We start from the raw sequence: 12472 nt of genomic DNA, 5'->3' as shown, positions 1-12472 counted from the left end.
AAAGAGTTTAAATCCTATCCAATGCATGTTTTGTTTTTTCATCAACAACATTACCTGTATTCAGTGTAGCCACAGGTTCAAATAATAGCATCCATACTTCCTCAACAGCCACGGGCCTGTGTTCAACTCCCCTGGAGACAATTAGGAATTCACCTTCCTCCAATACGATTGTTTTATCCCTGAACTCCATATTTAATTTTCCCTTCACTATTAAAAACAATTCATCTTCATTTTCATGCTTGTGCCAAACGAAAGCTCCTTCGGATTTCACAAGCTTTATATGCTGTCCATTTAATTCTCCTACGATCTTTGGGCTCCATTGCTCCTTAAACAAGGAAAACTTCTCCAACAGGTTTACTTTTTCCATATTCATGAATTCAGTTCGTTTTTAAATTGCTTTACTTTTTCCATGTCTTTGATGCCCGGTGCCAATTCAAAGCGACTGTTAATATCCACTACAAAAAGATCTTTCGCTACTGGCTCCTGCATAAAATCCTTAACCAATTGCGCATCCCCTGGTTCAATTCCACCACTCAGGAAAAACGGTTTTCGTATGGAAAGACCTTTTAACCGGTTCCAGTTAAATTTTCTGCCAGTGCCACCATACAGCATTGTATTTCCGGCCTCATCTTTGGATACAGGAACACCGGTATCAAACAGAAACATATCAGCTTCACTATAGTAATCCTTGATCATCCATTCCACATGATCATTCTCCATGAACCTGAACGCCTTTATAACATCAATGTAGTCGGCGATCTTTGAACATTCGAAAGGTGTTTCCCTTCCATGAAGTTGAACCATATCAAGCCCAAACTCATCAACCTTGCGCATAACTTCATCATACGAAGCATCTACAAAAACACCCACCTTGTACAATTTAAGTTTTGCTGATTTTACATCTGTTCCGGTTAATCCCTGTTTGCCTGCGAACCTGGGACTTTTAGGATAAAAAATAAACCCTGCGAAATCTATCCCAATATCCTCCAGCTGGTGTAACTGGTCCATGGTGGTCATACCGCATACTTTAATTTTCATGTCCTGCTTTTAACCGGTTTAAAAAATCAGCTAAGGCAATCGATACCATGTACTTTGAAAACTGCTTGCTATCGTTGAAATATGAATACATGAATTTATAGGCTGTAACTAAAATTCTTGAATGCTTCCATCGGGCTTTTCTGCTTCATAAAATACTCTCCAATCAAAAATCCCTGGAAACCATGAGCTTTTAAATACCTTATATTATTCACATCATTGATACCACTTTCGGCCACCTTTACAAAATCACTCCCGATCTTTTCTGCCAACCTGGTAGAATGCTCCAGGTCTACCTCAAATGTTTTTAGGTTCCGGTTATTTACACCAACAAGATCAACAAGTTCACAAATATGATCTAATTCGCTTTCATCATGTAACTCCAATAATACCTCCAGTCCCAATTCCTTTGCTTTTTGAGCTAATTGTTTAACCCGTAAAGGTGATAAACAAGCAGCTATCAAAAGAATGACATCCGCCCCATACGCTTTGGCTTCTGTAATTTGATATTCATCAATCATAAAGTCCTTGCGCAAAAGGGGAATACCATTATCCCTTGCGCTGATGAGATCATCCAAAGATCCTCCAAAGAATTCAAGGTCCGTTAATATTGAAATTCCCGAAGCGCCATATGCCGTATACGCCATTGTCACTGCTTCTACACTATCCCTGTCGTTGATAATGCCTTTGGAAGGCGACCTTCTTTTATATTCAGCAATGATGCCTGTATGCTTATCATCAAGCAGTCTCTTACGAAGTGATAAAGTCTGCCTTGAAAAATAACGCCCTTTCTCCAATTCCTGTTCAGGCACATCATTTTTTTTTGCTGCTACTTCCTTTGACTTCCGGGCTATGATCTTTTCCAGGATATTCATTACTGCATTGAAATTAAAGTTTGAAAAGACTTGAAGGCTTTCCCGCTTTCAAGACTATCTACAGCCGTATCATAGGCTTCATTATAATCTTTGAAATCACCCGTACATTCCAGAGCCATGGCAGCATTGGCCAGTACAACTGCGTTTTGAGCCCAGCTTCCTTCACCTTTCAAAACACGGGAAAATATTTTGGCTGCCTCATCAACAGTAGATCCTCCATAAATATCAAGGGGAGATACAGTGCGTCTACCCAATTCCTCTGGTGAATATACTTTTTCACCCTTATTGGTAATCACCTTAGTGTCATTGGTCAGAGAGATCTCATCATACCCATCCAGGCTATGGATAATGGTAAAAGGGTTGCCAGTTTCCTGCAACAGGTAGTTATAAATCCTAGCCATTTCACGGTTATATACACCAACCAACTGGTAGGCAGGATTAGCAGGATTCACCATTGGGCCAAGCATATTAAAAAAGGTGCGAAACCCTATATTCTTTCGTATGGAAGCTACTGCCTTCAATGCAGGGTGAAACAGTGGAGCGTGAAGAAATGTAAAGTTAGCAGCATCCATTTCCTTCTTCAGCTGAGCATTATTGTTTTTGAATTTATAGCCCAGCGTTTCCATAACATTCGATGCTCCACTTACAGAAGTAGCCCCATAGTTCCCATGTTTAGCTACTTTTTTCCCGGCACCCGCCACCACAAAACAGGCAAGCGTGGATATATTAAATGTATTCTTTCCATCGCCGCCCGTTCCAACTATATCCATCACTTTCTGTCCTTCCATGTCCACGGGTACAGCTAGTTCAAGCAGCCCATCCCTGAACCCCTGGAGTTCGGCAATGGTAATACTGCGCATGAGGTAAACAGTTATAAACGCAGTAAGTTCTGTGTCGTTATAACTTCCTTTTGCTATTTGCAGCATCACTTCTTTTGCTTCATCCCTGGTAAGGGTCTTATGTTCAAATAATCGTTGTAAGATCTTTTTCATTGAAATTCGCTTTATCAGTAATCACATTCTACCTGTAAACTATTTAGGTGCACCCACCAGCCAGTTTCTCATTATCGTTTCTCCTTCAGGTGTCAGTACGCTTTCCGGATGGAATTGCACACCCTGCACATCATAGGTCTTATGCTGTAAACCCATTATATAACCATTCTCATCAATAGCCGTCACTTCCAGTTCTTTCGGAAAAGATGTATCACTTACTATCCAGCTATGGTATCTGCCTACCTTAATGTTTTGTGGCAAACCATTCAATACCTGCGAATGTTTATTAGTGATCCGGATGGGTGTAGCCACACCATGAAATACAGTTAACAGGTTAATAAGGGTGCCTCCAAAAGCCTCTGCAATGGCCTGGTGACCGAGGCATACGCCAAGGATGGATTTGGTTTTTGCATATTCTTTTATTAAAGGCAGTAACAGGCCGGCTTCAGAAGGTATACCAGGGCCTGGAGACAATATGATCTTATCATACTCCTGCACTTTCTCCAAAGCGATTTCATCATTGCGAAATACCTCTACTTTATCGGTAACTATTTTCTTTACCAAATGAACCAGGTTGTAGGTAAACGAATCGTAATTATCAAAGACCAGGATCTTCATATGCTTTAATTAATAGTATTGGCCATGGTAATAGCCTTTTTTAATGCACCTAATTTATTATTGACCTCCTGTAATTCACTTTCAGGATCACTCGCAGCAACTACGCCTGCACCTGCCTGGTATATCAAAGTATTTTCCTTACTGAGCATGGTGCGGATCATAATGGCATGGTTGCAGGTTCCATCAAAACCTACATAGCCAATGGCACCACCATAAAAGCTTCTGGGCGTAGTTTCATATTCATTGATCAATTGCATTGCTTTGTACTTTGGAGCTCCGCTTAATGTACCTGCGGGGAAAGTTTTGAACAAAACCTCAAAAGGATTGACACCGTGGGAAACAGAACCTGTAACCTCACTGACCAGGTGTATGACATGAGAATAATATTGTACTTCCCTGAAATGCTCGACTTTAACATTAGTGCAAACCGTACTGAGATCATTTCTTGCCAGGTCAACCAACATCACATGCTCGGCATTTTCTTTGGCATCTGCCAACAGTTCATCTGCCCGCTGCTGATCAACTATATCATCCCCTGACCTGCGAAAGGTACCAGCTATAGGATGAACTATTGCTTTCCCGTTTTTGATGACCAATTGCGATTCGGGCGAGGAACCCAATAATTTGTAATCCCCATAATCAAAAAAGAATAGATAAGGGGAAGGATTGATATGCCGTAAAGCCCTGTATACATTGAATTCATCTCCCTTAAAGGATTGTTGGAATCGACGGCTTAAAACGATCTGGAAAACATCACCCCTAAGGCAGCTTTTGATTCCTTTTGACACCATCTGCCGGTATGCCTCATCTTCTATATTGGATGTTTCAGCTTCAACAGATGAAAAAGGATAGGTAGGTACATCTTTGCTATTAATAAGAGATTGCACCACATCCGCTTCACTTTCAAGGCCATCCACTTTATTTTCCAACAGCATCAGTTCATCCTTGAAGTGATTGATGGCAATGACATATTGGTACAACCTATACCGGGCCAGGGGGATCTTGTTTACAGGGTCTCCCTGTTTAAAATCTATATGTTCAAAAAAACCTGCTGCTTCAAAATTAAAATATCCAAATACTCCTTGAGCCAAACAGGCTGTTTTAGGATCATCGCTTTCTGTTTCAAAATGGTTCATGAACTCCCAGAGGATCTCTTTCAAATCATCTGACTTTTTTAAGCCCAGTTTTTCAGGATTCTGTCCCGGGAATTTAAAGGCCACATAATCCTTATCCCTGATCTCTATGCCCGCAATAGCATTGATGCCTATAAAGGAATAGCTGTTCTCCGCCACATGACTGTCTGTACTTTCCAACAAGACCGTATCCCTGAACCTATCCCGGAGACGCAGGTAGATGCCCACAGGTGTATACACATCGGCCAGTTTCCTGGTAATGGTTGTGGTGATCTTTATTTTCTTACCCCTGATCCTGGATTCATGTACTGTATTAGCTTCTGTTTGCATACTCATTCTTCTTTATAATGCTTATTGAAAGGGACAGGCAATAAAAAAGCCCCTGATAGGGGCTCTGAATATGATGAATAAACTATGGCAATAGCTTACAGAACCCCATTTGAGTTTGTATGCCACCACCACTGTTTGTTAATTAACTGTACCATTTCGTATGCAAATATGCAAAGGGCACGGCATTTGGACAAAAATAATTTAAGCTTTAACAGAAACCTATGCTGATACAACACAAACAAAACGGGTCAGGAGGTATATTTTTTATTCAGGATGGCCATGAAGACACAGTGGCTGCATTGACCTATGACCAAAAAGACCCCGGATCAATAATTATTGAACATACAGAAGTTGATAAGGCCTTACGGGGGAAGGATGTAGGTGACCAATTGATCTATAAAGCTGTTGAATTTGCCCGATCCCGGCATCTGAAAATTCATCCAATATGCTCTTTTGCAAGGGCTGTATTTGAAATGAAAAAAGAATACAGGGATGTATACGCAGAGGTTGAGGATTAGAGTTTTATATATTTTATATGCATCCTTTCCTTTAATTTTTGCATCCTTTTTCTTTTCCCTGTTAAAACTAAGCAGTAAGTTTAAACTGGAACAATCTTAGGATATAAAGGTGATGAGCCTTTTTATTTATGAACTCATCAAATTATAACTTATGAAGGCACTGTTATTTTTACTTCCCTTATTAGGTCTGCATTCTTTTACAACAAAAGATAATGCAGATGCTATTGTAGGAATATGGAAGAATGGTACAGGAAAAGGCCATATACAGATTTACAAACAGAACAGTCGTTTTTATGGAAAGATCATCTGGTTAAAGGATGCGCTGGATGCGACAGGAAAACCAAAGGTAGATCATAAAAACGCTGACCCCGATAAACGCAGTCATCCGCTTATCGGACTTGTCATGTTGAAAGACTTTAAATATGATGATGGTGAATGGACGGATGGCCGTATCTATAATCCTTCTGATGGCAAGGAATACAGCGCTTATATGCGATTGAAAGATCAGAGGACACTCAGTGTCCGGGGTTACATTGGCTTTTCCCTATTAGGAAAGACCGATACATGGACCAGGGTTAAATAATCATCAACTTGCTTCCATTTCTTTTTCATGAACGTCAGCCCTGGAAACGTGTTTATAGTATGCTTATCTTTCGATGATGAAAATGGCATTACTTCTCTCGTTTCTTTTAAGCTTCACTTTTTCATTTGCACAAACAGACAGCTTTTACCTGTTGAAACCAGACCGTGTTTTTGACGGCGAGCAGATGCATAGTGACTGGATCGTATTGGTTAAAAGCAATAAAATAGAAGCATGTGGACCCATGGCCTTTAAATTACCTGCCAACACAAGGGTAATCAATTTAGCAGGTACCACGCTTTTGCCAGGATTGATTGAAGGACACTCCCATCTCTTTCTGCATCCCTATAATGAAGTAAACTGGAATGACCAGGTCTTAAAGGAAAGCAGGGCAGAACGTACTGCCAGGGCCGTAGAACATGCAAGGGCTACTTTACTGGCTGGCTTTACTACTGTTCGAGACTTAGGCACCGAAGGAGCAGCTTATGATGATGCCGGTTTAAAAAAAGCGATAGAGAAAAAGATAGTTCCCGGACCGCATATGATCATTGCCACAAAAGCCATTGTAGCCAGGGGTGCTTATGGTCCAAATTACGCTAACCCAGACCTTGACCTTCCACAAGGGGCAGCAGAAGTAGGCAATATTGAAGAAATGAGTAATGAAGCCAGGAACCAGATATCAAAAGGGGCTGACCTCATAAAGATATATGCTGATTACAGATGGGGACGTGATGGGCAGGCCGCACCTACCTTTAGTGTGGAAGAGATATCGGCAGCTACCTCCATTGCCAATAGCAGCGGAAGACAAACTGTTGCACATGCATCCACTAAGGAAGGCATGCGCAGGGCAATCCTGGGAGGCGTCAGCACTATTGAACACGGCGATGACGGTGATGAGGAAATATTCCGGTTAATGAAAGAAAAACATGTGGCACTTTGCCCAACATTGGCTGCAGGGGAAGCCATATTACAATATGCTGGCTGGAAGAAAAATATTGACCCTGAGCCTGCACGTATCACTGCTAAAAAGAAAAGCTTTCAATCAGCACTTAAAAATGGCGTTATCATTTGCATGGGTGGAGATGTTGGAGTTTTCCCTCATGGTGATAATGCCAGGGAAATGGAATTAATGGTTGAGTATGGCATGAAGCCATTAGACGTATTACGCTCTTCCACTTCTGTCAATGCAGATGTATTTGGATACGGAGAAAAAACAGGCCGTATAAAAAAAGGTTTACTTGCCGATATCATTGCTGTAAAAGGTGATCCTTCGAAAGCCATATCGGATGTTCGCAACCTTATATTAGTAATGAAAGAAGGTAAGTTCTATGTCAATCCTTAAGGCTGAACAAACATTTCCTCTATCTTCTCTTTTTTCAGGTAAAAGCTTCCCGTTAATTTATCACTGGCTTCCCAGGTCCCATCCACATAGTTCCTTTTCTTATTAACGGTACCGTGCATACTAAAATTCTTGCCATCCGGTGTCTGGTAGGAAAATTTCAGAAGGGTATCACCTACCAGTTCATAGGTACCGGTAAATTTATTGCTATCCTCTACCTCACCATTGTACAACTCTACACCATTTTGATCATCAAATCTAACCAGCACACGTTCACTTACATTATCTGCGCGGTAAACGCCCGTCCAGATGCCATCAAGAACATCAACTTTTTTGCCTGAAAAACTGGTAAGAAGTACAAACCCCAAAACACTTAGAATTACTTTCATAACACACAATTTATTCCCCATTTAAAAAAGAAATAACAATTGTGCCAAATAAAAACATGTATAAACAGGATGTTTCTATTTAATATTGAATGCAACGAATATCAATGTCTTATAGTACTCCTTTGGTTGAAGGCAGGTAGTGTTTCAGTGGATCTCTTTTAACTGCCATTTTGATTGCTTTTGCGAAAGCTTTGAATATAGCCTCAATTTTATGATGCTCATTTTCCCCTTTACATGCGATATTTAAATTACACCGCGCTGCATCGGAAAAGGATTTGAAGAAATGAAAGAACATTTCAGTGGGCACATCCCCTACTTTTTCCCTGCTGAAATCTGTATTCCAAACAATCCAGTTACGTCCCCCAAAATCAATTAATACTTTGGCCTCCACCTCATCCATAGGTAAAGCAAACCCATATCTTTCAATGCCTCTTTTATCCCCCAGGGCCTTAATAAAAGCTTCACCAAGCGCTATCCCGGTATCTTCCATTGTGTGGTGTTCATCTATGTCCAAATCTCCATTTACCTGTATGTCAAGGTCAAGCATGCCATGACGGGCTATCTGGTCAAGCATATGATCGAAAAAACCTAACCCGGTATGGATATTTGATTTGCCAGAGCCATCAAGGTTCAGCAATATTTCGACAGATGTTTCAGCAGTTTTGCGATGATGATGGAATACCCTTCTGCCCAGCTTTAAAAATTCATAAATATCTTTCCAGTCTTTCGTGGACAAAGCGACCACTTTCTCTAATTCATCCAGGCTATCTTTTACTTCAGCACCACCCAGGTCTGGATTATTTCTTATCCAGATGGCTTTACAATGAAGATTCTTGGCTAGTTGTACATCCGTAATGCGATCACCAATAACATATGAATTAGCGATATCGTATTCCGGATTATCCAGGTATTTGGTAAACATTCCTATACCAGGTTTGCGGGTAGGTAAATTTTCCGCAGGCATGCTACGATCTATCAATTCTTCAGAAAAGATGATCCCTTCATTGGCAAATGAACTCATGACAAGGTTATGCGGTGGCCAGAATTGTTCTTCGGGAAATTTATCTGTTCCCAGTCCATCCTGGTTAGAAACAAGCACCAGTTCATAATCCAGTTCTTCTGCTATCTTTCCCAGGTATTTAAATACATAGGGATAAAATGATACTTTATCAAATGAATCGATCTGGTAAAATGGCGGAACTTCCTGGATCATTGTTCCGTCACGGTCAACAAATAATACCCGTTTCCCCCTGCCTGATGAATGTCCGCTTTCCATCTTAAATAGTTTTATATTCCTTTAATGTTTTAAGTAACTGCTTGTGCTGTTCTGGCGTACCAACTGTGATACGTAAGCAATCTTCACACAGGACAACATTGCTCCTGTTGCGCACAATAATGCCTTTCTCTTTTAAATAATTATATACCTGGGTAGCCTGATCCATTTTTGCCAAAACAAAATTGGCATCAGAAGGGTACACTTTCTGTACCATAGGTAACTGCACCAGTTCCTTAACCAATTCCTCTCGTTCCTTCACCGTATCCCTGATCATGGTGTTGACATCCTCCAGGTTATCCAGTGCCTTTAAAGCCAGTTCCTGGGTTGCCTGGTTGATGTTGTAGGGAGGTTTGATCTTATTGAGGATGCTAACGATTTCATCCGATGCGAAATTAATTCCCAAACGAAGGGCTGCCAGCCCCCATGCCTTTGAAAAAGTTTGCATAACCACAAGGTTTGGATATTCTTTTAATTCAGCAACAAAGGACCGGCGCCTGCTGTAATTGATATAGGCTTCATCAATCACTACTATCCCTTCAAAATTATTAAGGACTATTTCAATGTCTTCCCTTTCCATACTATTACCAGTAGGGTTATTGGGAGAACAAATAAAGATCAACTTGGTATTTTCATCGATCGCAGCCTCAATGGCCTCCAGGTTGAGCTGAAAGCCGGGCAATAAAGGCACTTCACGCACCTCCACATTATTGATATTGCCGTAAACTTCATACATGCCATAGGTAGGAGGACAAATGATGAGGTTATCTTTTTGAGGCTCGCAGAATGCCCGTATCAACAGGTCAATACATTCATCACTGCCATTACCTAGAAGCATGTTTTCAGCAGGAACATTTTTAATGGCAGCTATTTTCTTTTTTAATTCCCACTGCAATGGATCGGGATAACGATTGTACCATTTAGTTAATGGCGAACCATAACTATTCTCGTTGGCATCAAGGAACACATTGGCTGTGCCACTATATTCGCTGCGGGCAGATGAATAAGGTTTCAGATCCCTGATATTTTGCCTAACCAGTTTATTAAGATCAAAGTTCATTGTTGTTATTGGGCTTTAATAATGGTCATTTATTTTTAATAGCAAGCTTCTTATATATCTAATTCTGTTGCATTCTCACCCGGACTGCCTGTGCATGTGCTTCCAATCCTTCAGCTTCTGCCATTTGCACCACGGTATTTGAAATACTTGCCAGCCCTTCTTTGGATAATTTCTGGTAAGTGATCTTTTTTACAAAGCTGTCAACACTGACCCCGCTGTAGGCATTCGCAAAGCCATTTGTGGGGAGTGTATGATTGGTACCGCTGGCATAATCCCCTACGCTCTCCGGTGAATAATGACCTATGAATACTGATCCTGCATTAGTGATCCTTTCTGCTACTTGGTCTGCATCACAGCAACACAAGATCAAATGTTCTGGGGCATAGGTATTGATCATGTCCATAGCAGTGTCTGAGTTTTCTAAAATAATTGCTTTACTGTTTTCCAGGGCTTTTAAAGCGGTGTCTTTGCGGGGCAACATCTGCACCTGCCTGTTCACTTCTTCTATGACTTTATCAATAACTTCAGCCTGTGTACTCACCAGCAGCACCTGGCTATCAGGTCCATGCTCTGCCTGGGATAACAGATCGGCTGCCACAAAGGAAGGATTGGCGGTTTCGTCTGCCCATACACAAACTTCACTTGGCCCTGCAGGCATATCAATAGCAATTCCCTGCATTTGCACCAGTTGTTTGGCAGCTGTCACATATTGATTACCCGGGCCAAAAATTTTATACACTGCTGGAACGCTTTCTGTGCCATAAGCCATTGCAGCAATTGCCTGCGCTCCACCAATTTTAAAAATCTTGTTTACACCAACCAACTTTGCCGTATATAAAATTGCAGGGTGCACATCCCCTTCTTCATTACAAGGTGTACATAAAATGATCTCCTTACAACCTGCTATTACTGCCGGAATAGCCAACATCAGCACAGTAGAAAACAAGGGTGCTGTACCCCCTGGGATATATAGCCCTACCTTTTCTATTCCAATTGATTTCCTCCAGCATTCTACTCCGGGCATTGTTTCTATCCTTTCCTCCTGCCTTACCTGGGCCTGGTGAAACCTGCTGATATTTTCTTTTGCCTGCTGAATAGCCGTTTTGAGTTCACCAGGGACCATTTTCTCCGCATTTGCCAATTCTTCCTCACTTACTTTTAATTCAGTTAGTAATGCTCTTTCAAACTTTTTAGTAAGCTCTTTTAGCGTTCCATCCCTACCCTTCTCAACGCTTTTTAATATTTCTTTTACTGAATTCAGCACCGTTGAATTATCAACATATGGCCTTTCCAGCAATTGCTTCCATTGATTTTTTGATGGCTTATTAATTACCCGCATAATTCATTGCTTTAAATGATCATTTTTTCTATAGGTATAACAAGGATACCCTGGGCTCCCGCATTTTTTAAAGCTTCTATCTTTTCCCAAAATTCATCTTCATTTAATACACTATGCACTGAACTCCAGCCACTCTCCGCCAAAGGGAGTACAGTTGGACTTTTCATTCCCGGAAGTAATGAAATGATCTTTTCCAGTGAATCATTCGGCGCATTCAGCAATACATATTTATTGTTCTTAGCTTTCTTTACCGCCCTGATTCGAAACAAAAGCTGGTCCAGCAAAGCCTGTTGTCCGCTTTCCAATTCTTTAGACCTTACCAGCACTGCCTGGCTTTTCAATATGGTCTGGACCTCCTTCAATCCATTCATGAACAAGGTAGATCCGCTGCTCACCAGGTCACAAACAGCATCTGCCAGGCCAATACTTGGGGCCAGTTCAACAGATCCACTGATCTCATGTATCTCAGCCTGTATATTATTGACATTTAAAAATTGCCTTGTCAACTCAGGGTAGCTGGTGGCAATTTTCTTTCCCTGCAAATATGAGGAATCACTATACTGATCGTTTTTTTGCACCGCAATAGATAACCTGCACTTTCCAAATCCCAGTTGCTCCACTACGTCCACAGATTTGTTCTTTTCAAAAAGAACATTTTCTCCGACAATACCGATATGGGCAACATTATCTTCTACATACTGCGGAATATCATCATCCCTTAAAAAATAGGCTTCCAGCGGAAAGTTATCGGCAACAGTTTTTAACTGGTTATGACCATTCTTAACCGCTATACCGCAATCTTTTAATAACTGTATACTATCGTCATGCAAACGACCTGATTTCTGAATCGCAATTTTTAAGACCATCTTTCAATTTTTACGAATAACTAAAGCTTCTTCAAAAGCAGTAAAACAAAAAGGCTCACCTCACGGTAAGCCTTTGTTATTTGTAATACATACATCAACGGGCTCACCCAAGGGCAAGAACATGA

At 40.9% G+C, this 12472-nt stretch carries 14 protein-coding genes; 3 read left to right on the top strand and 11 right to left on the bottom strand.

What is annotated here, in order from left to right:
* Positions 1 to 7: 7 nt before the first annotated feature.
* From BUA53_RS12540 to BUA53_RS12515, 6 genes are all read right to left on the bottom strand, one after another.
* Complete coding sequence (locus tag BUA53_RS12540; protein ID WP_072835809.1) at positions 8 to 367, bottom strand: cupin domain-containing protein; 360 nt, start codon at positions 365 to 367, stop codon at positions 8 to 10.
* 2 nt (positions 368 to 369) lie between these two features.
* A complete protein-coding gene (locus tag BUA53_RS12535; protein WP_072835729.1) occupies positions 370 to 1038 on the bottom strand; it encodes a phosphoribosylanthranilate isomerase in 669 nt (222 codons plus the stop codon).
* Positions 1039 to 1133: 95 nt separating this feature from the next.
* Complete coding sequence (gene trpC, locus BUA53_RS12530; RefSeq protein WP_072835728.1) at positions 1134 to 1910, bottom strand: indole-3-glycerol phosphate synthase TrpC; 777 nt, start codon at positions 1908 to 1910, stop codon at positions 1134 to 1136.
* The gene (gene trpD / locus BUA53_RS12525) at positions 1910 to 2902 is read right to left on the bottom strand and encodes an anthranilate phosphoribosyltransferase (protein WP_072835727.1); all 993 of its coding nucleotides are present in this window, start codon (positions 2900 to 2902) and stop codon (positions 1910 to 1912) included. The genes trpC and trpD overlap by 1 nt, the downstream gene beginning before the upstream one ends.
* 39 nt (positions 2903 to 2941) lie before the next feature.
* The gene (locus tag BUA53_RS12520) at positions 2942 to 3520 is read right to left on the bottom strand and encodes an anthranilate synthase component II (protein WP_072835726.1); all 579 of its coding nucleotides are present in this window, start codon (positions 3518 to 3520) and stop codon (positions 2942 to 2944) included.
* A 5-nt stretch (positions 3521 to 3525) separates the two neighbouring features.
* Positions 3526 to 4989, bottom strand: coding sequence for an anthranilate synthase component I family protein (locus BUA53_RS12515; RefSeq protein ID WP_245793112.1), 1464 nt, complete (start codon positions 4987 to 4989; stop codon positions 3526 to 3528).
* A gap of 215 nt (positions 4990 to 5204) precedes the next feature.
* Between BUA53_RS12515 and BUA53_RS12510 the strand changes: the two genes are divergently transcribed.
* The 3 genes from BUA53_RS12510 (at position 5205) to BUA53_RS12500 (ending at position 7423) form a co-directional block, all read left to right on the top strand.
* Entirely contained in the window at positions 5205 to 5501 is a 297-nt protein-coding gene (locus BUA53_RS12510; RefSeq protein ID WP_072835725.1) for a GNAT family N-acetyltransferase, read from the top strand.
* A gap of 151 nt (positions 5502 to 5652) precedes the next feature.
* Positions 5653 to 6084, top strand: coding sequence for a DUF2147 domain-containing protein (locus BUA53_RS12505; RefSeq protein ID WP_072835724.1), 432 nt, complete (start codon positions 5653 to 5655; stop codon positions 6082 to 6084).
* Positions 6085 to 6166: 82 nt separating this feature from the next.
* Positions 6167 to 7423, top strand: coding sequence for a metal-dependent hydrolase family protein (locus BUA53_RS12500; protein ID WP_245793110.1), 1257 nt, complete (start codon positions 6167 to 6169; stop codon positions 7421 to 7423).
* Here the strand turns inward: BUA53_RS12500 and BUA53_RS12495 are convergent.
* From BUA53_RS12495 to hisG, 5 genes are all read right to left on the bottom strand, one after another.
* On the bottom strand, positions 7420 to 7809 hold the full coding sequence (locus BUA53_RS12495) for a hypothetical protein (RefSeq protein WP_072835722.1): 390 nt from the start codon (positions 7807 to 7809) through the stop codon (positions 7420 to 7422). The two genes, BUA53_RS12500 and BUA53_RS12495, sit on opposite strands and share 4 nt — an antisense overlap.
* 109 nt (positions 7810 to 7918) lie before the next feature.
* Positions 7919 to 9085, bottom strand: coding sequence for a bifunctional histidinol-phosphatase/imidazoleglycerol-phosphate dehydratase HisB (hisB, locus tag BUA53_RS12490; protein WP_072835721.1), 1167 nt, complete (start codon positions 9083 to 9085; stop codon positions 7919 to 7921).
* Between the two features lies 1 nt (position 9086).
* Positions 9087 to 10142, bottom strand: a complete 1056-nt coding sequence (gene hisC, locus BUA53_RS12485) for a histidinol-phosphate transaminase (protein ID WP_072835720.1) — start codon at positions 10140 to 10142, stop codon at positions 9087 to 9089.
* A 58-nt stretch (positions 10143 to 10200) separates the two neighbouring features.
* Positions 10201 to 11481 (bottom strand): histidinol dehydrogenase, encoded by a 1281-nt coding sequence (gene hisD / locus BUA53_RS12480; protein ID WP_072835719.1) that lies wholly within the window; start codon positions 11479 to 11481, stop codon positions 10201 to 10203.
* Positions 11482 to 11492: 11 nt separating this feature from the next.
* Positions 11493 to 12347 carry an ATP phosphoribosyltransferase gene (hisG, locus tag BUA53_RS12475; RefSeq protein ID WP_072835718.1) on the bottom strand — a complete coding sequence of 285 codons (855 nt, stop codon included), beginning with the start codon at positions 12345 to 12347 and terminating at the stop codon, positions 11493 to 11495.
* Positions 12348 to 12472: the final 125 nt, after the last annotated feature.

The organism is Flavisolibacter ginsengisoli DSM 18119, from assembly GCF_900129295.1.
Classification (GTDB): Bacteria; Bacteroidota; Bacteroidia; order Chitinophagales; family Chitinophagaceae; genus Flavisolibacter; species Flavisolibacter ginsengisoli.
This window is presented reverse-complemented; position numbering and strand designations above follow the sequence as displayed.

What these genes read in the sequence shown, in the direction of transcription:
- BUA53_RS12540 (WP_072835809.1), bottom strand. Translation starts at nt 367, where the DNA reads ATGGAAAAAGTAAACCTGTTGGAGAAGTTTTCCTTGTTTAAGGAGCAA.
- BUA53_RS12535 (WP_072835729.1), bottom strand. Translation starts at nt 1,038, where the DNA reads ATGAAAATTAAAGTATGCGGTATGACCACCATGGACCAGTTACACCAG.
- trpC (WP_072835728.1), bottom strand. Translation starts at nt 1,910, where the DNA reads ATGAATATCCTGGAAAAGATCATAGCCCGGAAGTCAAAGGAAGTAGCA.
- trpD (WP_072835727.1), bottom strand. Translation starts at nt 2,902, where the DNA reads ATGAAAAAGATCTTACAACGATTATTTGAACATAAGACCCTTACCAGG.
- BUA53_RS12520 (WP_072835726.1), bottom strand. Translation starts at nt 3,520, where the DNA reads ATGAAGATCCTGGTCTTTGATAATTACGATTCGTTTACCTACAACCTG.
- BUA53_RS12515 (WP_245793112.1), bottom strand. Translation starts at nt 4,989, where the DNA reads ATGAGTATGCAAACAGAAGCTAATACAGTACATGAATCCAGGATCAGG.
- BUA53_RS12510 (WP_072835725.1), top strand. Translation starts at nt 5,205, where the DNA reads ATGCTGATACAACACAAACAAAACGGGTCAGGAGGTATATTTTTTATT.
- BUA53_RS12505 (WP_072835724.1), top strand. Translation starts at nt 5,653, where the DNA reads ATGAAGGCACTGTTATTTTTACTTCCCTTATTAGGTCTGCATTCTTTT.
- BUA53_RS12500 (WP_245793110.1), top strand. Translation starts at nt 6,167, where the DNA reads ATGGCATTACTTCTCTCGTTTCTTTTAAGCTTCACTTTTTCATTTGCA.
- BUA53_RS12495 (WP_072835722.1), bottom strand. Translation starts at nt 7,809, where the DNA reads ATGAAAGTAATTCTAAGTGTTTTGGGGTTTGTACTTCTTACCAGTTTT.
- hisB (WP_072835721.1), bottom strand. Translation starts at nt 9,085, where the DNA reads ATGGAAAGCGGACATTCATCAGGCAGGGGGAAACGGGTATTATTTGTT.
- hisC (WP_072835720.1), bottom strand. Translation starts at nt 10,142, where the DNA reads ATGAACTTTGATCTTAATAAACTGGTTAGGCAAAATATCAGGGATCTG.
- hisD (WP_072835719.1), bottom strand. Translation starts at nt 11,481, where the DNA reads ATGCGGGTAATTAATAAGCCATCAAAAAATCAATGGAAGCAATTGCTG.
- hisG (WP_072835718.1), bottom strand. Translation starts at nt 12,347, where the DNA reads ATGGTCTTAAAAATTGCGATTCAGAAATCAGGTCGTTTGCATGACGAT.